At 43.5% G+C, this 24,692-nt stretch carries 18 protein-coding genes and 1 riboswitch; of the genes, 10 read left to right on the plus strand and 8 right to left on the minus strand.

Going from position 1 to position 24,692, the window contains the following annotated elements:
* Window positions 1-18: 18 nt before the first annotated feature.
* A riboswitch (cobalamin riboswitch) is annotated at window positions 19-229 on the minus strand.
* Between the two features lie 109 nt (window positions 230-338).
* Both upp and F5613_RS09015 read right to left on the minus strand, forming a co-directional pair.
* On the minus strand, window positions 339-989 hold the full coding sequence (gene upp, locus F5613_RS09010) for a uracil phosphoribosyltransferase (RefSeq protein WP_079683341.1): 651 nt from the start codon (window positions 987-989) through the stop codon (window positions 339-341).
* A 119-nt stretch (window positions 990-1,108) separates the two neighbouring features.
* Complete coding sequence (locus tag F5613_RS09015; RefSeq protein ID WP_179399479.1) at window positions 1,109-2,539, minus strand: PDZ domain-containing protein; 1,431 nt, start codon at window positions 2,537-2,539, stop codon at window positions 1,109-1,111.
* 213 nt (window positions 2,540-2,752) lie between these two features.
* On the opposite strand from F5613_RS09015, the gene F5613_RS09020 reads away from it, so the two are divergent.
* From F5613_RS09020 to F5613_RS09030, 3 genes are all read left to right on the plus strand, one after another.
* The gene (locus F5613_RS09020) at window positions 2,753-3,337 is read left to right on the plus strand and encodes a nucleotide exchange factor GrpE (RefSeq protein WP_179399480.1); all 585 of its coding nucleotides are present in this window, start codon (window positions 2,753-2,755) and stop codon (window positions 3,335-3,337) included.
* A gap of 16 nt (window positions 3,338-3,353) precedes the next feature.
* Window positions 3,354-4,511 carry a molecular chaperone DnaJ gene (dnaJ, locus tag F5613_RS09025; RefSeq protein ID WP_179399481.1) on the plus strand — a complete coding sequence of 386 codons (1,158 nt, stop codon included), beginning with the start codon at window positions 3,354-3,356 and terminating at the stop codon, window positions 4,509-4,511.
* Window positions 4,512-4,880: 369 nt separating this feature from the next.
* Window positions 4,881-5,429 (plus strand): FHA domain-containing protein, encoded by a 549-nt coding sequence (locus F5613_RS09030; protein ID WP_179399482.1) that lies wholly within the window; start codon window positions 4,881-4,883, stop codon window positions 5,427-5,429.
* Between the two features lie 39 nt (window positions 5,430-5,468).
* Here the strand turns inward: F5613_RS09030 and F5613_RS09035 are convergent, their stop codons facing one another.
* Window positions 5,469-6,197 carry a tetratricopeptide repeat protein gene (locus F5613_RS09035; protein WP_079683337.1) on the minus strand — a complete coding sequence of 243 codons (729 nt, stop codon included), beginning with the start codon at window positions 6,195-6,197 and terminating at the stop codon, window positions 5,469-5,471.
* Window positions 6,198-6,316: 119 nt separating this feature from the next.
* A complete protein-coding gene (locus F5613_RS09040) occupies window positions 6,317-7,312 on the minus strand; it encodes a hypothetical protein (RefSeq protein WP_179399483.1) in 996 nt (331 codons plus the stop codon).
* A 332-nt stretch (window positions 7,313-7,644) separates the two neighbouring features.
* On the opposite strand from F5613_RS09040, the gene F5613_RS09045 reads away from it, so the two are divergent.
* A complete protein-coding gene (locus F5613_RS09045) occupies window positions 7,645-8,196 on the plus strand; it encodes an alpha/beta hydrolase (protein ID WP_179399484.1) in 552 nt (183 codons plus the stop codon).
* Window positions 8,197-8,474: 278 nt separating this feature from the next.
* On the opposite strand, the gene F5613_RS09050 is transcribed toward F5613_RS09045, so the two are convergent.
* Both F5613_RS09050 and mfd read right to left on the minus strand, forming a co-directional pair.
* Entirely contained in the window at window positions 8,475-10,373 is a 1,899-nt protein-coding gene (locus tag F5613_RS09050; RefSeq protein ID WP_179399485.1) for an AMP-dependent synthetase/ligase, read from the minus strand.
* Between the two features lie 46 nt (window positions 10,374-10,419).
* Window positions 10,420-13,758, minus strand: coding sequence for a transcription-repair coupling factor (mfd, locus tag F5613_RS09055; RefSeq protein ID WP_179399486.1), 3,339 nt, complete (start codon window positions 13,756-13,758; stop codon window positions 10,420-10,422).
* 86 nt (window positions 13,759-13,844) lie between these two features.
* Here mfd and F5613_RS09060 point away from each other — a divergent pair, with 86 nt between their 5' ends.
* Entirely contained in the window at window positions 13,845-14,585 is a 741-nt protein-coding gene (locus tag F5613_RS09060; protein WP_079683333.1) for a polyprenol monophosphomannose synthase, read from the plus strand.
* 24 nt (window positions 14,586-14,609) lie between these two features.
* Window positions 14,610-15,956, plus strand: coding sequence for a dihydroorotase (locus F5613_RS09065; RefSeq protein WP_179399487.1), 1,347 nt, complete (start codon window positions 14,610-14,612; stop codon window positions 15,954-15,956).
* 144 nt (window positions 15,957-16,100) lie between these two features.
* Here the strand turns inward: F5613_RS09065 and F5613_RS09070 are convergent, their stop codons facing one another.
* Window positions 16,101-17,585, minus strand: a complete 1,485-nt coding sequence (locus F5613_RS09070) for an RNA-binding domain-containing protein (protein ID WP_179399488.1) — start codon at window positions 17,583-17,585, stop codon at window positions 16,101-16,103.
* Window positions 17,586-17,987: 402 nt separating this feature from the next.
* Here F5613_RS09070 and F5613_RS09075 point away from each other — a divergent pair, with 402 nt between their 5' ends.
* The 4 genes from F5613_RS09075 to F5613_RS09090 all read left to right on the plus strand — a co-directional run bounded on the left by F5613_RS09075 (window position 17,988) and on the right by F5613_RS09090 (window position 23,215).
* Complete coding sequence (locus tag F5613_RS09075) at window positions 17,988-18,383, plus strand: YybH family protein (RefSeq protein WP_179399489.1); 396 nt, start codon at window positions 17,988-17,990, stop codon at window positions 18,381-18,383.
* A gap of 170 nt (window positions 18,384-18,553) precedes the next feature.
* On the plus strand, window positions 18,554-20,278 hold the full coding sequence (locus F5613_RS09080; RefSeq protein WP_179399490.1) for an erythromycin esterase family protein: 1,725 nt from the start codon (window positions 18,554-18,556) through the stop codon (window positions 20,276-20,278).
* Between the two features lie 93 nt (window positions 20,279-20,371).
* Complete coding sequence (locus F5613_RS09085; RefSeq protein ID WP_179399491.1) at window positions 20,372-21,274, plus strand: energy transducer TonB; 903 nt, start codon at window positions 20,372-20,374, stop codon at window positions 21,272-21,274.
* Between the two features lie 375 nt (window positions 21,275-21,649).
* A complete protein-coding gene (locus F5613_RS09090; RefSeq protein WP_179399492.1) occupies window positions 21,650-23,215 on the plus strand; it encodes an ADP-ribosylglycohydrolase family protein in 1,566 nt (521 codons plus the stop codon).
* 284 nt (window positions 23,216-23,499) lie between these two features.
* On the opposite strand, the gene rluF is transcribed toward F5613_RS09090, so the two are convergent.
* Window positions 23,500-24,591 carry a 23S rRNA pseudouridine(2604) synthase RluF gene (gene rluF / locus F5613_RS09095; RefSeq protein WP_179399493.1) on the minus strand — a complete coding sequence of 364 codons (1,092 nt, stop codon included), beginning with the start codon at window positions 24,589-24,591 and terminating at the stop codon, window positions 23,500-23,502.
* Between the last annotated feature and the right edge of the window lie 101 nt (window positions 24,592-24,692).

Raw genomic sequence — 24,692 nt, forward strand, 5'->3', positions numbered from 1 at the left:
CCCTGATCCTCGCAGGGTGTAACAATGCGTGCAAAGGCAGGTCTTCTGACTCGCTTCCTCCGGACGCCTTCCCGTTTTTTAGGTTCTTTTGAAACCCGAACAGTGGCAAAGAAATGTCCGTACGTTTTAATGAAGCTCACAGCAGCGGGACTGTTCGGGATTTTCACCCGATTCCCTATTAATCCCTTTCTCCGGATGGAGAGAGAGAACCATTGCGACAACAAAGATAAATGAATACTTTTCAAAAAGGCAAAAAAATACCCAACTATCTCTCGTCGTTTTGTGAAAAATGAAACAACGAGCAGCTAGTTGAGTCTTTCTTTATTGTACGATAGGTGTTACAGCTTAGCCCCGTAAGCCAGATCGCCCGCATCGCCCAATCCGGGGATGATGTAGGAGTGATCGTCCAGTCCTTCGTCCAGTGCCGCAATCCAGATGGTACAGTTTTCCGGCATTTTTTTCTTAAGATATTCCAGAGCAGGCTTACTGCAGATGATGGAAGCTACGTGTACATGTGCAGGAGCTCCTTTGGTAAGCAGTGCTTCGTAAGCCAGTTCCATGGAGCTGCCTGTTGCCAGCATAGGATCTGTCACGATAAGCGTTTTTCCTGTGATAGATGGAGAAGCAATGTATTCGATATGGATATCGAAATTAAGCCTGTCTTTGTATTTACGGTAGGCAGATACAAAAGCATTTTCGGCATTGTCTAAATAACTTAAGAACCCGTGGTGAAATGGAAGTCCGGCACGAAGGATGGTGCTTATTACCACTTGGTTGTCTGGAGTGTTCATTGGAGCGATTCCCAATGGAGTAGGGATGTTCTTTTCGCTGTAAGCGAAATCTTTACTGATTTCGTAAGCCATGATTTCGCCGATTCTTTCAATATTACGACGAAAACGAAGGCTGTCATGCTGGATATTCACGTCCCGCAACTCGGCAACAAACCGGTTTAATACGGTGTTGGATTCTCCAAGATTCACTATTTTCATTCGGATGTATAACTTTGTTTATTAAAATTCCGAACGCAAATGTACAAATAAAATGGAAATAGAGAATAACGTCTGTTAAAGTTACTCTCTATTTCTTTATTTATTAACGATAAATTGATTTAGTTTACATATACAGATGTCTCTGTTCGTACGGTTGGACGGATGGAAATCTCCTCTTTATCCTTACCTCTTTTAATAAGGAATGTAGTTACATTGGTGCCAACCGGATTTACGTAGGGGGTGAAATTATACAGATAGGAGAACCCTGTTATATTGGATGGGTTCTTGAAGAAGTCGGCTATCTTGGGATAATTCATCACATTCCAATACATACAACGGCTAAATCCGTTCGCATCCGTAAATTGAGTGGCCGGATCGCGTAAATCCATTGTGAGGGTTATGAATTGCTTGTATGCAGAGGTAAACTCATCCGATGAATAATTCATTTTCTGATTACCGATGCGTTCTATCACATCGCCGGCCTTTATTCCTGCAGCTTCAGCTGGTGAGCCTGGCTCAACCTCCGCAATACGTTCCAAACGGTTTATGTCGTAGCTTATTCCGGTGTAGTTGTAATTCTTTACATCTACTTTTACAGGAACATTCCGTGTATATTTTACAAAAGGATACTGCAGGCACATTAAAGGAATATGGATGGCTGCATAATCATCCAGCCGATATGACTCCGTAAGAAGTTCATTGGATTCGCATTCCCACACAACCTGGCCGTGCAACACTTTCTGATCGATGAATCTGAATCCGAATTGAAGCAGGTAAGGAGCTTTCGATTCGACCGACCCTACTGATAGGAAAGGTAATTCAATCATCTTGCCGGATGCTGCAAAATAACGGAATGTTTTTTCCGCTGGTTGAGCACCGTTAGTTACAGCTCCTGTGTAATTGGGATTTTTATCGAAGAAATAATAGGTCTGAATAAGCAGGTCAGGGTTGGACGCATTGTAAGTCAGCCCCTTTTTCACAAGTTCTTTTTCAATACGCTGGTTGATGAAGTTCTCTAATTTGCTGTTGTTTTCGTCAATGGGAGCAAAGCCAAACGTCTTATACGTATCGAACGAAATTTCTTCGCGGGTGGTGGTTGTCTTGAAAGGACATATAAATTCCCTTTCCGAAGTGCTTTCCAGACTATACATATTGAAGGCAAGAGCAAGCTGGTCTTCCGTAATTGCCTGACTCAATTTGCAGTCTTTATGGATCATCAGTTGTTTTCCTTCACTCGACAGGTTACGTACTGTAAGGATAATTTCGTCTTTTGTTTCATTGTTTAACAGCTGACTAATCTCCATAGCAGTTAATTCATTTACCGGAATACCATCCACCGATTCAATAATGTCATTCAACTTCAGTCCCGACGACTCTGCAGACGAGTAGGGAACAATTCCCGTAATCACCGGTTTGTTTAATCCCCAGTGGATACTGTTGCTAAGTGCATATGTAAAACCAGGACGGCATACTATATTACTTTTCTTTTGAGCTGTGACTGTAACAACAGTCAGAAGCAACAGCAGGGATAACAATGTTTTATTAATCATACTCAACATGTTTGTATACTTGTTACATAAGTAATTGGTAAATAATAAGCAAAGGTAAAGAAAAATAAGCAGAAGCGGAATACTTGGCAGCATATTTGCTGTTATTCTATGGAGAGATGACAAAAATAAGGATGTGCTACATGCGTTGTTGCAGCATGCTTATTTCTGTATGTTATTGTATTACAGATAATAATAAAAAACAAGAGATAGATTATGATGGGAAAAAGTGCGCAGAAGAATAATCAAAATCCTGAAAACGATCCAATCGTGACAGATCAGGAGGCGACAAATGTGCAGAATGAACAGGTAAATGAGTCAGCCGAAACTTCAACGGCAGACAATCTGACAGTTCAAATGGTCGAATTGCAAAAGAAGTACGATGAACTTAACGATACTCATTTACGTTTGATGGCCGAATACGATAACTATCGTAAACGTACGTTACGGGAGAAAGCCGATTTAATTAAGACCGGAGGTGAATCTGCCCTGGTTAATCTGCTTCCTGTGGTTGATGATATGGAACGTGCCGTAAAGAATGCGCGTGTATCAGAGGATATGACTGCCGTAGTAGAAGGTGTAGAATTGATTTACAACAAATTTATCTCTTATCTGGCTCAGCAGGGTGTTAAACCCATCGAGACAGAGATGAAAGATTTCGATACGGACCATTTCGAAGCAATTGCAACCATTCCTGCTCCGGCCGAAGAGTTGAAAGGCAAAGTGATTGATTGCGTACAGACAGGTTATGTGCTGTTCGATAAAGTGATTCGTCACGCCAAAGTAGTAGTAGGAGAATAAGCTAATAACAACAAAGATGGCTAAAAGAGATTATTATGAAGTGCTGGGCCTGGAAAAGAATGCCTCAGCAGATGATATAAAAAAGGCTTACCGGAAAAAGGCGATTCAGTTTCACCCCGATAAGAATCCCGGAGATAAGCAGGCGGAAGAAAACTTTAAAGAGGCTGCCGAGGCTTACGACGTACTAAGCGATCCACAAAAACGTCAGCGTTATGATCAGTTTGGTCATGCGGGAATGGGTGGTGCTGCTTCAGGTGGTGGTTTTGGAGGTGGTATGTCCATGGATGATATCTTTTCTCAATTTGGCGACATCTTTGGTGGTCATTTCGGAGGATTCGGTGGCTTTGGTGGATTCAGCGGCGGAAGTCGGGGTGGTCGCAGGGTTAACCGTGGATCTGATCTCCGCGTAAAGGTGAAACTTACCTTGAAAGATATCGCCAACGGTGTTGAAAAGAAGATAAAGGTCAAGAAGTACGTAGCATGTTCCAAATGTAACGGAAGCGGAGCAGAGGATGATCACAGTAAATCTACCTGTTCAACCTGTAACGGCAGCGGAGTAGTTACCCGTATTACAAATACGATCCTGGGACAAATGCAGACTCAGTCTGCTTGCCCTACCTGCGGTGGTGAAGGAAAGATAATCACCCACAAGTGTTCGGCCTGTGCCGGCGAAGGAATTGTAAGAGACGAAGAGGTTATTACAATCAATATTCCGGCTGGTGTGGCAGAAGGTATGCAACTTTCTATGAGTGGAAAGGGTAATGCGGCGCGCAGAGGCGGCATCAACGGCGACTTGTTGATTTTAGTGGAGGAAGAGCCACATCCTGAATTGATCCGCGACGAAAACGATTTGTTATATAACCTGTTGCTGAGCTTCCCTCAGGCGGCATTGGGCGATACTGTCGAAGTACCTACCATAGACGGCAAGGCGAAGGTTAAGATTGATCCGGGTACACAACCTGGTAAAGTGTTACGTTTGCGTAATAAGGGACTTCCTTCGGTAAATAGCTACGGTACGGGCGATTTATTGGTGAATGTGAGCGTCTATATTCCTGAAACATTATCGTCTGCAGAGAAAGAAACACTTACTAAACTGAAGGACGAGGCTAATTTCCAGCCTAAGAAATCGGTAAAGGACAAGATCTTCAGTAAATTCAGAAATTTATTTGATTAATACTGTACTCTTATTATTTTTTAAAACGCCCTGTTGAATTTATTACAACAGGGCGTTTTTTTATGCTTTCGAGTTAAAGGAAGTTAAATATTAAATAAAGCAAGTAAAATATTATGCTGCAAAACATAAAATGCATATATTTGCACTGTGTTTTTCATGGTATTAGATTTAAGGTTAACAATGAAGATTGGTTGTCGGGATGACAACCTTTTCTTTTTTATGCACATTCGCTTTAAATGACTACCTTTGCAGTAATTTAGAAACATTCCCACAGTATTATGAAGCGCGTATCTGAACAAAAGGCTTCGCTTACCGCGAAACAAAAGTTTTACTGCGAGTTTTGTACTTCCTATAAAAATAAGTATTTGTATGAAAAAAGTATTTTGTCCGAAATGCGACAATCTCACAACATTTGATGAAACAAAGTATCCGGTTGGAAAACCGATTGCACTGGTTTGTGCACAATGCGGATCTCAGTTTAATGTTAAGTTAGGTAAGAAAAAGGTTCAAGCTCCTTCCGGAAGTGAGAGGCAGCTGGTTGAACAAGATTTCTCCAATGGCTATATTAGTGTGATTGCCAACTTTTTCGGAGACAAACAAGAATTCGGATTACAACTGGGCGATAATGTAATAGGACGAAGAAACAGAGATACGGATGGCGTGGATATTGCCATCATTAATACCGACCCAAGTATGGGCAGAAAACATTGTGTAATCAATGTAAAGAAAAATGCAGCTGGCAAGCTGATATATACGCTTCGCGATTTTCCCAGTTTAACAGGTACATTCTTAAATAATGTCTGTCTGGGGAAAAAAGAACAGGTGGTTTTGAATCATGGGGCGGTTATTACCTTAGGAGCAACGACCTTTATTCTTCATTATCCTGAGGGTCAGGAAGAAGAAGAGATGATGTATTAATACATCATCTCTCGTTTTTTTTATAGAAAAGAAGGAATTTTATAGAACGGCCTTAACCTGATCCAATACTTTCTTGGCAGCTTCTCTTTCGGGCGAAATTTGCAATGCCTGTTCCAGGTATTCGCTCGCTTTCTTAAAGTCTTCGTCCGCTACAGCTTTTTGTTTGTCGTATTCGGCACGGTCTGTCGTTGCCAGCGGAGTTGCTTTTTGCATCAATTTAGCTCCATTGTTAAACATCATTACTCCCAGACTGTACAAAGCATCTGTTTTGTACTTCTTGTCGGTAATGCTTAGAATACTTTTATAAGCCTCTTCTGCTTTGGCCTGATCGCCAGCCTGCTGAAATTTTTGTCCCTCTTTCAAGTAGTGAATAGCATACAGCTTTTCCAGATTGTTATCGCCCGGAACCACTTTAAGTCCTGCTTCAATGGTTGTAAGCATCTCGGCAGTTTTACCCATATTTCGCAATGCTTGTGCTTTTCCTGCATACGACATTGGTAGTTGATAATTGTTTTTGATGGAGATATCAAAATACTTCACAGCACCTGCATAATTTTTGCTGTTCAAACCGGAAAGTCCGCAGTTAAATACAGTTACCGAATCCTGGTTGTTGTTTGTCTTCAGGTACTGGTCGTACTTAGTAAACGCAACAGTGTAATTTTTTGCTTTTAAAGCCTCATCTCCTTCACTCTTTACTTTGTTTGCATCCTGTGCAAACACACCGCTAACACATAGGCTTAATGCCATCAGTAGAATCTGTTTTTTCATGTCGATTTATATATAATTAGTAATTGCACATGAAAAGTACGCAACTTATCGTTTAAACGAAAATTTATTCATATATTTTAACAAATATAAAGATAACTTTTAGTCAAGGAATTCCACTTTTATTGATACTGAATGTAGATAGGTTGCGGAACAAGCTTTAGTATTTCGGACGGGGTAAGCATGTGGTGAGGTGGACGTTTCAAATCATTCTTGTAAAATAACTTGAATCCGGTAAATTGTACAGGCTCCCTGTAGATATATTGTTTATAGGTATCTCTTTTCAGGACAGGAGCTCCCCAGCCATCCATATTGACAACCAATTGTACTTCGGGGTGAAGCTTGATCTGATCGTATCCTTTTACCATGCCTTGGGTAAAGCGGTGTACAATCAGTATCTTGGGTGTAAGTTTATGTTTTCGCACCAGACCGGTGAGGTACTGCGAACAATAATTAATATCTCCTGCATCAAAGGATCCGATCTTGGTCCCCGGTCTGCTACCGTCCTTCATGGAAAATTCCGGATCGATAGCTAGGTGCACGTGGGGCATTGAAAGAAACTTTTCCAGTAGAGGCACCTCTTCCTGTACCGTACTTAAAGCCACCTGTATGTCCAGAAATACAATAGCCTTTCCCATGGCGGCAATTGATAAGGCGGAATCAATCTGACTTTCGGGCATACGTTTGCGGTAGGTGCCGTCTTTCTGAGCACTTCCCTGGGCAACAACAGCGATATAATGGATAGCCGGTTGAACGGGAGTGGAAGGATCTGCTTTTTCCCAGACCTTCATCTCGGCATGCAATCTTTTCCATACCTCCTGAGGTGGATATTCTCCCAATATTCCCATCTTTTTTGAATACAGATTTCCATAATAGGCAATAATCCGCTTAAAAGGAAGAATAGGATCTCCGGAAGGGAAGGGCTGTGGAGAAACGGGCCATCTGCCGGTTGTATCACCATTGGCTATTTTTGTAAGTTTATTTGAGTATGATAGGGTGTCGATGTTCGTTATGTCATCATTGCTATCCGTTTCTGCAGCAGATTCAGATTTCAGGGTACAGCCGTATAAAGACATACATAGCATAGAAATGAGCAGATAGGGAATAGTTCTGTACATGGTAATCACAGGTAAAGTTTATATTCATTATTCTTCATCCATGATCAAATATATAAAGAAAATCCGGGATTTGAAACAGGACCGTCTATAAACAATTAAAGGATGTCATCCCGACATCCCCTAACCAAACTTTGTTAACCTTAAATCTAATACTATTATGAAAAAACCACGATACAAAGTTACGGATATTTCTGAATTTGTCAAGGTTTTGGATTGTAATGTATGTTAAATAACATATATCGTTGTTAACGAATCACCTCATTGTAAGCTTGTGTTTGACGGTTCATATAAATTGATACCTTTGCAACGGGAATCAAATACAATCAAAATATATGCAAAAGAAGAGACGGTTGGTTGTTCTGTCTGATTTGTGGGGATGGGAGAGGGCCGATTGGTTGACATATTATCTTGATCAACTGCAAGGTGTGTACGATATAACTTGCTACGACAGTTGCAGCTTAGGTAATGTAAGTACAACCGATCGTAACGAGGCCACTTTGCATGCTCAATTTATGGATGGTGGATTGGAGACGGCTGTTTCACGCTTGTTAGAGCTGGAGAGTGCCATAGCTTCCCAAGATAACAGACCCGTTGATGTGCTGGCCTTCAGTATAGGAGGAACCATCGCCTGGAAAGCTTGCTTGTCAGGACTTGAGGCACACCGGATATTTGCGCTGTCTTCTACCCGGCTGAGGTATGAAACGGTTTTACCTGCTGCCGGTATATATCTCTATTATGGAGAAACAGATCCATATAAACCCGATGAAGTATGGATGAGACAAATGAATCTATCGTGCCGGATCTTTCCGGAAACCGGACACTTATTATATCGTGAATCGATTTTTGCTTCCCAAGTTTGCCGGGATATACTAAATGGAGCGTAGTCAGCAACTGGTTGTACTACCAGCTTCTTGTTAATGTGCTAAAAAGGTAACAGATTTGCATTTAATCCAACTGAGTTGTACCACCTGCTTTTTGTCGATGTGCTTGTCAAAACGGCGAATGAAATGTAGTCCATATTTAGTTGTACCATTGGGTATACATCATTAAGATAAGAAGAGGGAGATCTGTTTGTCTTAAATTTTTGAACCAGAAATCATAGCATACTTTATTAAAATAAGAAGAGGGAAGCTCTGTTCATGAAGCCTCCCTCTCAGTAGTTTTATAAACTATCCTTATTAACGGGGTTGACCGGATTCTTCCCGAACGACGAATACAGGAATTCAATACGTTCGGCATATGCCTTCTCAATTTTACCACGTACCATCTTCATCGTGCTGTTTATCATCTGATTCTGCTCGGTAAACGGCTCAGGCAGAATGGCAAAAGTGGTTGGAAGCCAGCGGTCGGGGAACATGGCCGCATGTATCCCCCCGGTTTTGAACCGGTTTATCTGCTCCTGTATTATCTGTATCGCAGCCTCTTTTCCTTTGTCGGACGATAAATCCAGGTGCATCCGGGCAAGCTTTGTCTTCAGCCGTTCCTTGTTGGGAACCACCAGTGCCACCGTGTAAGCATTCTGATTGTTATGAAGCATCAACTGGTCGATGCAGCTTGACTTCTCAACCAGAGCCTCTTCGATCCCTTCGGGACTATATTTCTCGCCATCACTGCCGATGAGTAAACTCTTAAAGCGTCCCTTTACATACAGAAAACCGTCGGTTCCCATATACCCCAGGTCACCTGTAAAAAGCCACCCGTTACGGATGGTTTCGGCTGTGCTGGACGGGTTCTTCCAGTATCCGGCCATTACATTCTCTCCTCTGATAACGATTTCGCCCGCTTGTCCCACCGGCAATTCATTCCCCTCGTTGTCGCAAATCTTCAATTCGATGGGGGCAACCAATATCCCGCTGCTTCCAAAGGTATGTCTGGACGGCACATTCGACGAGATCACGGGTGTAGCTTCGCTCAAACCGTATCCCTGATACATGGGGATACCCAAAGCGTAATAGAACTTTTGTAAATCTTTATCCAATAAGGCACCTCCTCCCACAAAGAAACGGAGTTCGCCACCAAAGTTGAGACGTACCTTTGAGAACAGCAAAGCATCAAACATTTTTACCAGCGGATTGAGCAGGAATCGCAGACCGGCCCCCTTATTGTGCCCATCGCCATTGTAAGCATATGCAACGGCCAGTCCTTTGTTAAACAACCAGGTCGCAACCTTACCCTGGGCGCGTACGCCCTGTTCGATGTTTTTCCTGAAACTCTTTGCCAGAGCAGGTACGCTTAATATAAGATGAGGTTTAAATTCGCGTATATTTAAAGGGATGTTTTTCAGAGTCTCCATCCCGGTTTTACCTACCTGAACGGTTGCCACGGAGGCACCCACGCTCATAAAGATATAGAACCCAACTACGTGTGCGAAGCAATGATCTAACGGAAGTATGATAAGGGTACGCCAGGTTTCGTCTATCTTGACCAGCGTAAGCGACTGTTCTACGTTGGACGTGTAATTCCGGTGGGTGAGGATAACCCCTTTCGGATCGGCCGTGGTTCCGGAAGTATAGGTGATGGTTGCATAATCGTCGTTGGTAAGCGAACGTCCAACGGATAGAAACTCTTCAAGCGTATGGGTTTCCAGCCATGCCCGGCCCATTGCCTGTACTTCGCCGAGCAGGATCTCCTTCTCCTGCAGGGAAGGTTGCTCGTCGAACACAATCACCTTCTCTAATAAAGGAAGCTGATCGATGATGGTGCGGATCTTTTTAAGCTGATTACCCGATACCATGATGAATTTAACCTCTGCATGGGTAAGACGGAAAAGCAAGTCGTTGCTTTCTTCCAGTTTAACAGACAGCGGAACATTGCAGGCTCCAGCATAAAACATGGCCAGTTCGCCAATAATCCAGGCGTTGCGTCCTTCAGACAATAAGGCCATGGTATCACCTTTACGCACACCTAAGGCCTGTAGTCCGGCTCCCAGGTTGTATACCTGCTCCCTAACTTCTTTATAAGAGGTGGATTCAAATGCTCCGTTTGTCTTCTCCCAAAGGAACATATTCGAAGGATACCGGTTTACGGATGCTTCGAAAAGATCTATCAATGTCTTTTTCATTTACCAGTGCTCAAATGTTTTCAGGCGCAAACGTACATAAAAATAATCAAATCATCTCCAGATAAGCACAGGCAGTCTCCACAGTGGGTACATTTTTTACAACGATGCTTCGTTTGCCGTTCTGCTCACGCAGGTTGCAAGCCCTGGGATGTTGCTGCACAAAATGCAGCAAACGGTCGAAGGCTTCGCTCTGGTAATACGGACTTTCCGGATTGGCAACCAAGAAGAGGCTCATTTGTCCTTTTTTCAGCACCACCTTCTCCATACCCAGATGTTTCGCCATGCGGCGCAGGCGTACAATCCGGATCAGCTCCCTGCCTTCGGGAGGAATCTTCCCGAAACGATCGTTCAGCCGATCGGCAAACGCCTGTATGTCGCGTTCTTCTTCCATATTGTCTAATTCCCGGTAAAGCGATACCCGTTCCGAATCGTTGGGAATATAAGTCGGCGAAAACATCAGCTCCAGATCACTTTCAATGTACGTTTCGCGCACGTAATCGGTTCCGCTATCCCGTTTCCCCTCTTCCGAATCGCTGTAAAGTTCGGCAAACTCTTCGCTTTTAAGCTCCTGCACAGCCTCTTCCAGTATCTTCTGGTAAGTCTCGTAACCCAGGTCGGCTATGAAGCCGCTCTGTTCGGCACCCAACATATTGCCTGCACCACGAATGTCGAGGTCCTGCATAGCGATATGGATCCCGCTTCCCAGCTCTGAAAAGTTTTCGATGGCCTGCAAACGGCGGCGCGCCTCCTGGGTAAGCGAACTGAGGGGCGGAGAGAGCAGGTAACAAAAAGCCTTGCGGTTGCTTCGTCCCACACGTCCGCGCAACTGATGCAGATCCGATAAGCCGAACTGCTGGGCATTGTTTATCAGAATCGTGTTGGCATTGGATACATCGATGCCATTTTCTACAATGCTGGTTGCGATAAGCACATCGTATTCGTAATTTTCGAAATCGAGAAAAATCTTTTCCAGCTTTTCGGGCTCCATCTGTCCGTGTCCCACACAAATACGGGCATCGGGCACTTCGCGGCGTATCAGGGCCTCTATTTCGTAAATGTTCTGGATACGGTTGTTTATGAAATAAACCTGACCGTTCCGGCTCATTTCAAAGTTGATAGCCTCACGTATGATATCTTCATTAAAACGATGTACTTCGGTCTGCACCGGATAGCGGTTGGGCGGTGGTGTGTTGATGTTCGACAAGTCGCGTGCCCCCATCAGCGAGAACTGCAAGGTACGCGGTATCGGAGTGGCAGTCATGGTCAGCGTATCCACGTTCACCTTAAGCTGTTTGAGCTTTTCCTTTACAGAAACACCAAACTTCTGCTCTTCGTCAATAATGAGCAGCCCTAAATCCTTAAACTTCACATCCTTGCTTACAATGCGGTGCGTGCCGATCAGAATATTCACTTCACCCTCTTTTACCTTCTGCAGGGTATCTTTTATCTGTCCCGATGTACGCGCCCTGCTGATGTAGTCGATACGGCAGGGGAAATCCTTTAAGCGTTCGCGGAACGTATTATAATGCTGAAAAGCCAGTACGGTAGTAGGAACCAGCAGAGCCACCTGCTTGTTGTCGCTAACGGCTTTGAATGCCGCACGAATAGCTATTTCGGTTTTACCGAATCCCACATCCCCGCATATCAGACGGTCCATGGGCAGCGGACGTTCCATATCCTCCTTCACATCGGCAGTAGCCTTCATCTGGTCGGGAGTGTCCTCATAAATAAAGCTTGCCTCCAGTTCGTGTTGCATAAAACTGTCCGGCGAATAAGCAAACCCCTTCTCATCCTTCCGTTTGGAGTAAAGCAAAATCAGATCGCGGGCAATGTCCTTCACCTTCTTTTTGGTCCGCTCCTTCATCTTCTCCCAGGCTCCTGTACCCAACTTATTCAGTTTAGGCGGTTCGCCGCTCTCTTTTCCCTTATATTTGGAAAGCTTGTGGAGGGAGTGGATGCTTACAAAAATAATATCGTTGTTTTGATAAATCAGTTTAATAGCCTCCTGGATGCGTCCGTTCACCTCTGTACGTACCAATCCGCCGAACTGCCCCACACCGTGATCGATGTGTACGATATAGTCGCCGCTGGTAAACTGGTTAAGCTCCTTAAGCGAAAGCGTTATCTTGCCCGAACGGGCCTTTTCGCTTTTCAGGTTGAACTTATGGAAACGGTCAAACAGCTGATGATCCGTAAACAAACAAACCTTCAGCGTGTCGTCTGCAAACCCGCCGTGGATAGTCCGGTTTACCGAAGTAAAGGGGATATACTCCTTGCGGTCTTCAAATATGATGCGGATACGGGTAGCCTGCTTTTCCACGTCGCTGAGGATATACAACGTATAACCCTCTTCAAGGAAAGCATGGAACGAGCTGCTTACCAGATCGAAATTCTTATGATAAATAGGCTGAGGGCGCGTACTGAATGTAACCGTAGCATCCGGAGTTCCTGCAGCCTTTGCTCCAAAAGCGATGCGTCTGAAGTTCAGTACGGAACGCAGAAACTCGTCTTCCGGCACCAGCCGGAGGCGCATCTGTTCGGCCGAAGTAAACGACTCTTCGTCGCCCAACACCGGCTCTTCACGGTATATGCTCCCTATTTTTTCCTTACACCATTCCAAATCTCCGAATGCCAGAATGGTATTGGGCGAAAGCGACTCCAGCAACGACGTACTGATAAGTCCGCTTTTATTCATCTCCGGCACAATGGCGATACGATCAAGTCGGCTTTTAGATAACTGCGATTCAACCTCGAAGGTGCGTATGGTTTCCACCTCGCTGCCAAAAAAGTCGATACGATAGGGAAACTCGTGCGAGAATGAAAACACGTCCAGGATACTTCCGCGCATAGCATATTGTCCGGGTTCGTACACGTAATCCACCTGTTCGAATCCATATTCGTCCAATATATCCGAGACAAACATATTGTCCAGCTTGTCGCCCACACCGATCTGCAAAGTTTTCTGTTTCAGGTCGGCTTGTGCGATCACCTTCTCTGCCAGTGCATCGGGGTAGGTAACGATAACGGTGGGCAGATCGGGCATTTGCAGTCGGCTTAACACCTCGGTACGCAAAATCTCGTTGGCCGGATCGAGGTGTCCGTACTTGATGGCACGCCGGTAAGCTGAGGGAAAGAAAAAGATATCCTGACTGTTGGTGAGCTGCATCAGGTCATGATAAAAATAACCGGCCTCTTCCTGGTCGTTTAATACGCACACGTAGCTGCCCCTTTTCTTAAAAAAGAGAGATGCGATTGTTAATGCTGCCCCCGAACCATTTAAACCCTTCAGAAAAAGATTCCGGCAAGATTTGTCGTCCAATAGACCGACCAGCGCCGACACCTGCGGGTGGGCACTGTACATAGTAAGTAACTCCTGTACTTCCAAAGCAAAATAATTTGTACAAAGGTACAAATTTCAATTATAATATGTACCTTTGATCTTTAAAAACAGTTCAACACACAAAAGAAAGTATGTCCGACAGCATTGTGATTATTCCCACTTATAACGAAAAGGAAAATATTGAACAGATTATCCGCACCGTTTTTAAACTGGAAAAGATATTCCATATACTGATTATTGATGATGGTTCGCCCGATGGAACTGCCGCGATTGTAAAAACGTTGCAGCAGGAGTTTCCGGACCGCCTTTTTATGATTGAACGCAAAGGCAAACAGGGGCTGGGCACGGCCTATATCACAGGCTTTAAATGGTGTTTGAGTCACGGATACGACTATATATTCGAGATGGATGCCGACTTTAGTCACAATCCCAACGACCTTATCAAGCTCTATAAGGCTTGTGCGGAACAAGGTGCCGATGTTTCGATCGGCTCCAGGTATTGCAACGGGGTGAATGTGGTAAACTGGCCTTTGGGACGGGTGCTGATGTCTTATTTCGCCTCAGTATATGTGCGCCTTGTTACCGGTATGCATGTGCAGGATACCACCGCAGGCTTTAAATGCTACCGCCGTGAGGTACTGGAAACCATCGACCTGGACCGGATTCAGTTTAAGGGATATGCTTTTCAGATTGAGATGAAATTTACGGCTTATAAATGCGGATTCAAGGTTGTTGAGGTGCCCATCATCTTTATCAACCGCGAACTGGGGGTTAGCAAAATGAATTCTTCCATTTTCGGCGAAGCGCTGTTTGGCGTGCTGGAGCTTAAATGGTGGAGTTTCTTCCGCAAATATCCCCGGAAACTAAACTAATAGCTTGCAAAAAACGAGACAATAATGAAACAACTTTTAATAAAAAATGCCCAAATCATAAACGAAGGGCGCACCTATACAGGCTCTGTTCTGGTTAAGGGAGATAAGATAGCCGCTGTTTACGAAGGTGCGGTTCCTCCCGAAGCTATGGGCGGGGGACAAGTAATCGATGCCACCGGCAAATGGTTGATTCCGGGAGCCATAGACGATCAGGTACATTTTCGCGAACCGGGTGTTACGCACAAGGGAGATATTTCCAGCGAGAGCCGTGCTGCGGTTGCAGGGGGGGTGACCACCTTTATGGATATGCCCAATACAAATCCGCAGACTACCACGCTGGCCGAGCTGGAATGGAAACTAAACCGGGGGGCAGAGACGTCGGCTGCCAACTACTCCTTTTTCTTTGGCGGTACAAACGATAACATGGACGAGATACGTAAGGTGGATCCTACTCGTATTCCGGGATTGAAGTTGTTCCTGGGCTCATCTACCGGCAACATGCTTGTGGATAATCCGGCTACATTGGAAACTATTTTTGGCGAAGCCGGGATGCTTATCGCCATTCACGCAGAAAAGGAAGAGGTGATTAAACGCAACAAAGCGCATTACGTGGCCTTGCATGGCGAAGAGCTTGATATCACGTTCCACAGCAAGATCAGAGACGAAGAGGCCTGCTATGAATCGTCGGCCGAGGCGGTTGCCTTGGCTAAACGTCTGAATACGCGCCTGCATATCCTGCATCTTTCTACTGCAAAAGAGATGGAGCTGCTGGACAACAGTCTGCCGCTTTCAGAAAAGCAGATCACCGGCGAGGTATGTGTGCATCATCTGTGGTTTACCGATGCAGATTATGCCACCTACGGAAACCGTATCAAATGGAATCCGTCTGTTAAAACACTGGCAGACCGTGAGGCATTGATTGAAGCCGTAAATAATAATAAAATAGATATTGTGGCCACCGATCACGCGCCGCATCTGCTTTCGGAGAAAGAGGGCAGTTGTCTTAAGGCAGCTTCGGGCGGACCGCTGGTACAACATTCGGTAGTTGCTATGCTTGAGCTTGCTAAACAGGGCCGCTTCACCGTCGAGAAGGTGGTTGAGAAGATGGCTCACATGCCGGCAGAGTTGTTCAAGATCGACCGCCGCGGGTATATTCGTCCGGGTTATTATGCCGACCTTGTCTTAATTGATCCGGAAGCAAACTGGACGGTTGGTAAGGAGAATATACTATACAAATGCGGTTGGTCTCCTTTCGAAGGCTATACGTTCCACCACAAGGTGCTGCGTACCTTTGTAAACGGCCAGCAAGTATACAACAACGGAGTAATAGACGATTCCATCCGTGGGACGGAGGTAGCATACCTGGTTTAAGCAGATCTTTTGCCTCCCGTTTTGAAATAACATTTACCGTAACGGATTACAACCAGCTTGTAATCTATAACGAATCAACATCAGTCGGTCAACAGCTGATTGATATTTACCATAGAATTGAACTATTCGAATATTTCGGGTAGTTCAATCTAGGTTTAATAGAATGACCCACTTTCCGGCTTTTGTTGCGCCCTCATGTTTAATGATCCCTTTGTTCGTTAGTTGTCCCAAGTGATATTTTACACTATAAGGTGTGCTATCCAGCAATGAAGCCATTTCTTTGCGGCTTATATGTGGATTAGATCTTATTATTTCTATAATTTCTGCTTGAATGTTCTTGGGCTTTTCTTGGGCTTTTCTTGGGCTTTTCTTGGGCTTTTCTTGGGCTTTTTTAGCGTGTCCATGATTATCATCTGCCCCAAATCCTGCATCAAAGTACTTTCCCGAAACCTGTTCAATTACCCGGAAAGCCGTAATCAACGAGAAATCGAATAAAGCATCTCCGTTGCCATTTTCTTTCAATTCCTTTTGTACACGATAAACGCCACGACTGAACCGGTTTACATACCCTAATATCTTCATTGCTTCAGCAATGAACGGATTGCGGTAATCGCTTACATTCGGAAAATTGGCAGGGCTGACTTTGCCATATAATCCACCAGGGTTTTGTACCTCTATCCGGTCATCGTATTCATAGAATTGCACCGGAGCATTTGTTTCATAGTCACGGTGCATAATAGCATTCATGAGGAGTTCACGAGTAGCCCAATACGGATATTTAGAAACTGTTTCTTCCCTCAGTACGCTGACGGGAATAGGCCGTTTTTGTGAAATACTTGTTTCAATGAAGGTATCTATCTTGACGAGTTCTTTACAAAGATTTCCGCTGAATTTATGTTCATTGATGATGTCGCCTGCCCTGTCTTTACCTTTGAATCGTACATATTGTACATACGAGCCATGTAAATATCTTTCAGGGTTATTGCCAAACAAAACAATAGCACCATTAGTCGGACAATTATAGCGTAAATCGTAGAAACCGAGCGAAGCCAATTGTTCATCCATCGGACGTTTATCTTCTGCTAATACTTCTTCGGCTACAGCTTTAGGCAGGAATTCTCTTTTTATAAAGGACACATCTAAATCTGCCATCGTTGTTCCTAAGCAAGGCATAGCATCGAAAGTATGGATATTTGAAAGCCGTCGTTCGGTCAATATTTTTTCTTCGGCTTCTGAAGCAATGCTTTTGCGTGGCCCAATACGCACCCAAACACGTCCCCGATAACGTACTGGCGGAAATTCTGATGGTTGTACTTCGGCAACCAATATATCACCATCTTCAAAGCTAATCTTTTCGACAGTCATTAAAGGCTGAGGTAAAATATTGCCGTCTGTTCTTATATTGCTGATTTGCAACAATAATTTATCATCAACTTTTAATCCAGAAAGTTTCCCGTTGTCATGTGCACCAATAATCAAGTAGCCGTTCTTACCGCTTCCTGGAAGGTCGTTAGAGAATGCACAGATTGCCTGACAGAATTTATCAGTATTGTCGATCGAAATTGTTCGTTCAATATGATAACTTTCTGTATTTGTGAGGATATGTTTGAGATTTTCTTTGGTAATCATATTTATTACATTCCTTTGTGTAACATATTAAATTTCAAACAGATAAGTGTGTTAAATTTCTTTTTCATCAAGAACTTCTTTAATTCAATTCATTTTCTTCTGACTCATTATGTGGTTAACTTTTAAAACATAATGTACAAATATATAAATAATATGTGATATAAATAAATACATCCTTTTATTTGCTTGCTTTTAACCATAACTATTTATCCGTTTACTTTTATTCAATTATTTAATTAGATAAATAACTTCCTTGAATGAACCATTATTTGTAAACGAATTACTACATTTGTATTGTAATCGAATGAAAATGAGAAATATCCCTACATATGTTTTTCATAAAACAAAGTTTTAGGAATAACTGATTCTGATTGTTTAGTTTCAATCTTAAATAAATACATTATGGACAAACGTAGCATTTCCGAAACAATCATAGCTCTCGAGAAAGAGGCTATGCAGGCGTGGATCAAAGGTGATCCAACTCCCTTTCTTGAACTTTATTCGAAAGATTTCAGCTATTTCGATCCGGATCAGCAATTGAGGCTGGATGGGTTCGATAAGATTAAAGATCTGTACGAAAGTATGCGGGGAACAGTTCTGATGGATAATTTCGAAATGATCAATCCCCTGGTGCAATTGTCTGATTCAATGGTGGTACTCTCTTACAATCTGAACATCTACTTGGGCGAAAAGCTTTGGGAAGAAAACTTTACATCCGTCTATCGTTTGGAAGACGATCAATGGAAAGTTATCCACTGTCATGTTTCGCAGACTAAACCACCTACTCCCTGGGCTTAGTTTTTGGATACTTTATCCAACACTTTCATTTTCCCATATAAAAAATACTATTAGACATGAAGAAAGGAAAAATACTTTTTACTTTATTTTTTTTAGTTTTATATTGTTTAAAGTCGTCTGCCCAATCCCCCCAAAAGACCTATAGTGAAATCTATAATTTGCATTTCACGATGAAATTCGATTCAGGGGGAGTATATCCCTGGATGGACAATCTTGCTTATGTTAGTTGTAGCATGCCAGGATATGCAGAGAGTTCGGATCGACCTTTGCTTAGAAAGATGTATACTAAGGGATTCCCTTTTACAGATCGCTTACGAAGCGAGCTGTATCAAAGAATATTACTGCCCATCCATTCTGAAAATGAAGGACGTATCGAGGTGGAGTGTAAAGGCCAAAATCTTAAATCCGTTTCTCTTCTTTTGGATGGAATCAGCCGGGAAGAAAAGATTGTCTGTTCGGATACCATCCAATTTATTCCCGACACTTGTCTAAGTACAGTATCCCATAAATTTGCCCTGAATAATGTAGAATTGCTGAATATTAGAATACAGGCAGAGGGAGTACCCAATGAAAGTGCAGATATTATTTTTTCCGGAATCAATATTTGGATTGGGGGTAAGCCCATCGACGAATTTCCCGTTCGCGAAATTCCAACCCTTTCGCTGCCGGAGAATATAAGCTATATTCCAATTAATTCTCATACTGGGGAAGGATTGGGAGAGATAGATAACTTGAAAAACCATAGAATTATTGGTTTAGGAGAATCAATACATGGAAATAGTTCAATTAAAAATCTTAAAAATCAAATTATTCTTGAAGCGATTGAAAAACAAAATTGCCGATTGGTCCTTTTGGAGATGCCATTGGAAGCATCGCTTGCCTATAACAGATTTATCCATGATGAAAAATATGTAATAGATTCTTTGTTATTCCCGGGTCAGTTAGTTGATTCTCAGATGCAAGATTTGTTAGGAAACCTGCATTTGTATAATTCTCGAAAAAAGGAAGCGGATAAAGTTCGGCTATTGGGAATGGATTATAACTCGGTCTATTCGTCCACTCAAAATTCATCCATCACCATTTTCGATTTTGTAACACAACTAAATGAATCTGGTAAAATACCTGAAGTTGATGAATTTGCCCTTTTGCTTTTGGAAAAAGATTGGTCTGCGGCGGTAGCATTTCTTAAATCGCATCAAACATCAATCCAACAACTGTTAACTGCAGATGAGATGGATTGTATTACCCATATTCTTACCCTTTCACAAAAGGAGGGTGAGGATCGGGCTTTTCGAATTATTAGCAGAGACTCCGTTATGTTTTTGAATACAAAGTTTCTAATTGAAAAGTATTCCTATTATCCGGGTGCGAAGACAGTTATTTGTGCTCATACAACGCATTTAAATCCTGTTTCTACCTATCCTGCTCTAACTTGTAAACCCTTTGGGGCTTACCTGAAAGAGATGTATGGGAATGATTTTACATCCTTGCTGTTCCTGATCGCTAATGGAGAGACGATTGCGAGTGATTTGGATTATTACAGAAAGTATCGTCCTTTGAAAGAATCACCCGAAAACAGCATGGAGTACTTGCTGAGCTCCTTTGATGCAACTACTTTATTTATTCCATTAACCCCTGATTTCAATAAATTGGTAGTATCGAGGTTTATAGGAAGTCACTATAGTAATCAAGAGTTTTATCCCAATAATTTATATCAACGGGCTGAAGGTGTGTTTTTTATAAAGGGTACCAAGCAGAATATAAAAGATAAGAGTGGTGTTTTAATGAGTGAAGTGCTCAATAGATCTGTTTTAATTTATAAACGAAGACAAGAAGTTCTGGGAGAGATTCAGAAACGCAGAATCTCTTCTATTGGACTCAATCTGAATAATTAAGTAATTATAACATAAATGATGCTATAATATAATAAGTTTAGTAGTTATTTAATCTTACTTTTTATATATTTGTGCATAACCAATTGATGCGATATGAGAACAATCTTTGTATTCATTTATTCACTTCTGATTATTAGCTCCCTTCCGGCACAGGAAAGTGGCATCAGGGATAAGTCGGCAGTGTTGGAAAACCGGTCTGTTGCGGATAACGGCTTGTCGAAGTTGCGGCAAAACGAAAATCGTTTGGATAGCATGTGGCGCAAAGAGAAAAACTGGAATCTTGGCTTTACAAGGATAGACGGCAAAGATACGGGAACCATAGAGCTTCCCAAATGGGCAAAATGGGATTACGATTTAGACAGATACTTCTTTTCTCAAATGAAATATCCGCCACAGCTTTTAGCAAAGAGTAAAGCCGGGTACTCCGTTATAATGTTTTCTATCGATACCATGGGGCTACCCAGCGATATAGACATCTTGAAGTCTACCCATAAATATTTTGACAATGAGGTTGTTAGGTTGATTAAAGAGCTTCCGCACTGTCTGCCCTCCAGGGATGAAAATGGCAAACGGATGAGGTGTCTTTATACCGTATATGTCCCCTTCTTGCCTCAACGTTACAGAGACAGGATAATAGCGGACAGTATAGAAGCAGAAAAACTGAAACACCTTTGGGTGGATTGGCAAATCATGTCAAAATTTCAAGACGGAAAAGAATCAACCATTAAAGACTATATCTATCAACGTCTTGAGTACGATCCTTCTCTGTTAGGAGACCAAAAGCAAGCAAGAGGTGTTTACTCGGCTAAGATTGACTCGTATGGAGAAGTGACTGAAGTCAGAGTCTTACGAAGTTGTGGCATAGAAGCATGGGACAATCAAGTGTTGCAAATACTCAAAGGTATGCCCCGGTGGACACCTGAAACCTATATTGGGGGGAAAGGGGAATATCGAAGTTCCAATTGGACGGTTCCAGTCACTTTTAGTAATAACTAAACGTTGCAGTATCAATTAAGGTGTCCAGCTCAAAATGTCAATCATTGGGTTGGCTCTAGACCATGGTTCAAATTCATCATAGTTTTTTACATTGCCGGTAAAAACAGCATATTATATTTGAATGTAGCCGACAAATTACAATCGTCAACCTCTCCAAAGAAGTAAAAACAGCATAGTAAATATGAATGCCGGGAATCATTATTTCTTCCGGGACCTCATTCAATGTTGATTGGATATCATCAATATTGTGAAAAATGGGTGTATCGATAGTTATTTGAATGTCATTCATTATAGCAGATGATAAAAATAAACGATATTTGCAAAGTATTATCAATCCGTTTGTATTATCGGATGTAAATCTAAAATAATATTTATATGAAAAAAACCTTCTTTCCGGCTGCTTGTGCGGCAGCTTTATTGTGTGTTTCTGTGGGATGTACCTCTCCGGGTGCATCGGGTAATAAACAATTGCCGGCCAAGGTCACTCTTACCAAAGAGGTCCTGATGGACAAGATTAAAGGCGGATGGGCCGGACAAACCATCGGCTGCAGTTTTGGCGGACCAACGGAGTTTAAATACAATGGTACCATGATTCAGGATTATGTCCCCATCGAGTGGGACGACGACCGCATTGCCTGGTGGTACGATAACTTTCCCGGCTTGTACGACGATGTATATATGGATCTTACCTTTGTTGAGGTATTCGACAGATTGGGGCTGGATGCGCCTGCCGATTCCTTTGCCATGGCTTTTGCCACGGCCGGTTACACGCTGTGGCATGCAAACCAGTCGGCACGCTACAACATCCTTCAGGGGATTATGCCTCCCCAATCCGGTCATTGGCTTAACAATCCTCATGCGGATGATATCGATTATCAGATTGAAGCAGACTATGCCGGTTTAATGACGCCGGGTATGCCTAACACGGCTTCGGCTATCTCGGATAAGATAGGACACATTATGAACTATGGCGACGGATGGTATGGCGGTGTGTATGTGGGGGCGATGTACTCGCTGGCATTTGTGTCGGACGATGTGGAGTATGTAGTTACCGAAGCCCTTAAAACCATCCCGCAGCAGAGTACCTTCTACCAATGCATGGCGGATGTGATTAAATGGCACAAGCAGTATCCCGACGACTGGAAGCAGACCTGGTTCGAGTGCGAGAAGAAATGGAGTCAGGATATCGGTTGTCCGGACGGCGTGTTTGTTCCGCTTAACATAGATGCCGTTATAAACAGTGCTTACATCGTGATTGGCTTGCTGTACGGCGAAGGCGACTTCTACAAGACGATGGACATATCCACCCGTTGCGGTCAGGATTCCGACTGTAATCCGGCCTCAGCTGCTGGTATCCTGGGTACCATGATTGGATACGACCGTATACCCGAATATTGGCGAAAGGGGCTTACTAAGGTGGAAGACCGGGCTTTCTCTTATACCGATATCTCCCTGAATAAGGCTTATCAGATGAGTTTCGACCAGGCTCTTCAGGTGGTTCAGCAGAATGGTGGCTCTGTGGCGGGCGACAGTGTTACCATTGTTTGTCAGCTTCCCGAACCTGTACGTTACGAAAAGGCCTTCGAGAATCTGTATCCGGTAACGAAGCAGACTATCAACAAGCCTATCGATCAGGTGGGTGAAGTTGTTTTTGAAGGTACGGGCGTGGTGTTTAAGGGATACCTGCAGTGTGCCGATGCTACCTATGTGGGCAAGGCCGAGATGCGTATAGACGGTGAATTGGTGGAGACTGTAAACCTGCCCGCTTCGTACACTACCCGACGTAACGATCTTTTCTGGAAATATCAGCTGCCTAAAGGAAAACATACGGTTACCTTCAGCTGGCTGAATCCGCGAAAAGATGCTTCAATCAACTACACGGAAGCGGTCATCTATTCCGACTCTCCCAATAAGATTGTACATCAGCCTGCTGCCAAATAAGTGAGAACTTAATGGCATATAGGGTTGAACTAAGTTCAAGCTAAACCAGCATATGCAATCGCCCCCATGGACTCGTTTGATCGAGCCCATGGGGGCGATTTATTGGGCCCATGGGCCCGAGCTCCTTAACTGGGTACTTTCAACCTTAATTGATATAACCCTGGTTGTTAGTTCCTATTTATTTGCCGGTAATTAGTACCGGGAAGGGAGCATTAAAGAGGTTGTTTTCTGTCCGGACCAGCACCCATTTCTCCCAAATCCGGGCTTGGGCAGAGTAGGAGAGACTATCTTCTGCCAGAACCCGATTTACGTGTTGCACCGCCCGAACGGTTGCTGCGGGTGTTTCCTCCACCGGAACTGGAACGGTTGCCGCCTGACGGTCTGCCGCCACCTGCGCCTTGTCGGCCTGCTCTTCCGCCGGATTGTGCCGGACCTTTGGAAGCACGTGGTCCGCTGTTGTTTGCCTTGGCCGAGGCGGGAAGCGATTTACCTATCCGCTCTTTGCTACCGGTTCCTCCCGATTTGGCAGTCCGGTTTGCCGGTTTAGTTTTCTGCTCTTTTTCCTGAGCTGAAAAGGTAAAACGTGTCTTCAGTTTCTCCGGAGCAGCTGCCTTGGGTGTATCGGCTTTCCGCACGGAGGTCGCCTGTTTCTTCTTTGCCGGAGCAGCCGTTTCAACGGAGTTTTCCAGCAATTTGTTCAAGGTAGCCAGCTCTTCATCCGAAAGGAAACGCCATTCTCCCGAAGGAAGCTTATCCAGACGGATGTTCATAATGCGGGTACGCTTCAGCTTTATTACCTCGTATCCAAGAGCCTCACACATACGTCTGATTTGCCGGTTCAGTCCCTGTGTGATGGTAATCTGGAACCTTGTGTCGGTTTCCTGTACCATCTTGCACTTTTTTGTAATTGTACCCAGGATAGGTACTCCGTTGGTCATCCTGGTAATAAACTCGGGAGTGATGGGTTTATCCACCGTTACAACATATTCTTTGTCGTGATCGTTTGACTCACGTAATATCTTGTTCACGATGCTGCCGTCGTTGGTTAGAAGCAACAGCCCCTCCGAAGGTTTGTCTAATCTCCCGATATTGAAAATACGGGAAGGAAAGTTTACATAATCCACCACGTTGTCGCGTTCGGTGGGATCGGTTGTGCAGGTAATGCCGGGCGGTTTGTTAAGCGCAATGTAAACGGTCTCCTCCCTGCGTTTAAGAAGGACACCATCCACTTTGATACGGTCGCTGTAGTTTACTTTCGATCCGATCTCGGCAGTTTTATCGTTTACCAGTACGCGACCTTGTTCGATCATTGTATCTGCTTCACGACGGGAACATAGGCCTGACTCGCAAATAAGTTTGTTTAATCTGATTTCCATTTACTGTATAACTTGATATAAATATAGAAAGGAGACAAGAGAGGGAAATATTCCGCCGAAGATGTTACCCTTACGGCAGGGTATAAAAAAGAGAGAGGCAA

This window comes from Macellibacteroides fermentans (genome assembly GCF_013409575.1).
GTDB classification, from domain to species: domain Bacteria; phylum Bacteroidota; class Bacteroidia; order Bacteroidales; family Tannerellaceae; genus Macellibacteroides; species Macellibacteroides fermentans.

What these genes read in the sequence shown, in the direction of transcription:
- F5613_RS09060 (WP_079683333.1), top strand. Translation starts at nt 13,845, where the DNA reads ATGTCCGACAGCATTGTGATTATTCCCACTTATAACGAAAAGGAAAAT.
- rluF (WP_179399493.1), bottom strand. Translation starts at nt 24,591, where the DNA reads ATGGAAATCAGATTAAACAAACTTATTTGCGAGTCAGGCCTATGTTCC.
- F5613_RS09085 (WP_179399491.1), top strand. Translation starts at nt 20,372, where the DNA reads ATGAGAACAATCTTTGTATTCATTTATTCACTTCTGATTATTAGCTCC.
- dnaJ (WP_179399481.1), top strand. Translation starts at nt 3,354, where the DNA reads ATGGCTAAAAGAGATTATTATGAAGTGCTGGGCCTGGAAAAGAATGCC.
- F5613_RS09065 (WP_179399487.1), top strand. Translation starts at nt 14,610, where the DNA reads ATGAAACAACTTTTAATAAAAAATGCCCAAATCATAAACGAAGGGCGC.
- upp (WP_079683341.1), bottom strand. Translation starts at nt 989, where the DNA reads ATGAAAATAGTGAATCTTGGAGAATCCAACACCGTATTAAACCGGTTT.
- F5613_RS09050 (WP_179399485.1), bottom strand. Translation starts at nt 10,373, where the DNA reads ATGAAAAAGACATTGATAGATCTTTTCGAAGCATCCGTAAACCGGTAT.
- F5613_RS09045 (WP_179399484.1), top strand. Translation starts at nt 7,645, where the DNA reads ATGCAAAAGAAGAGACGGTTGGTTGTTCTGTCTGATTTGTGGGGATGG.
- F5613_RS09080 (WP_179399490.1), top strand. Translation starts at nt 18,554, where the DNA reads ATGAAATTCGATTCAGGGGGAGTATATCCCTGGATGGACAATCTTGCT.
- F5613_RS09040 (WP_179399483.1), bottom strand. Translation starts at nt 7,312, where the DNA reads ATGTACAGAACTATTCCCTATCTGCTCATTTCTATGCTATGTATGTCT.
- F5613_RS09090 (WP_179399492.1), top strand. Translation starts at nt 21,650, where the DNA reads ATGAAAAAAACCTTCTTTCCGGCTGCTTGTGCGGCAGCTTTATTGTGT.
- F5613_RS09075 (WP_179399489.1), top strand. Translation starts at nt 17,988, where the DNA reads ATGGACAAACGTAGCATTTCCGAAACAATCATAGCTCTCGAGAAAGAG.
- F5613_RS09020 (WP_179399480.1), top strand. Translation starts at nt 2,753, where the DNA reads ATGATGGGAAAAAGTGCGCAGAAGAATAATCAAAATCCTGAAAACGAT.
- F5613_RS09070 (WP_179399488.1), bottom strand. Translation starts at nt 17,585, where the DNA reads ATGATTACCAAAGAAAATCTCAAACATATCCTCACAAATACAGAAAGT.
- F5613_RS09015 (WP_179399479.1), bottom strand. Translation starts at nt 2,539, where the DNA reads ATGATTAATAAAACATTGTTATCCCTGCTGTTGCTTCTGACTGTTGTT.
- F5613_RS09035 (WP_079683337.1), bottom strand. Translation starts at nt 6,197, where the DNA reads ATGAAAAAACAGATTCTACTGATGGCATTAAGCCTATGTGTTAGCGGT.
- F5613_RS09030 (WP_179399482.1), top strand. Translation starts at nt 4,881, where the DNA reads ATGAAAAAAGTATTTTGTCCGAAATGCGACAATCTCACAACATTTGAT.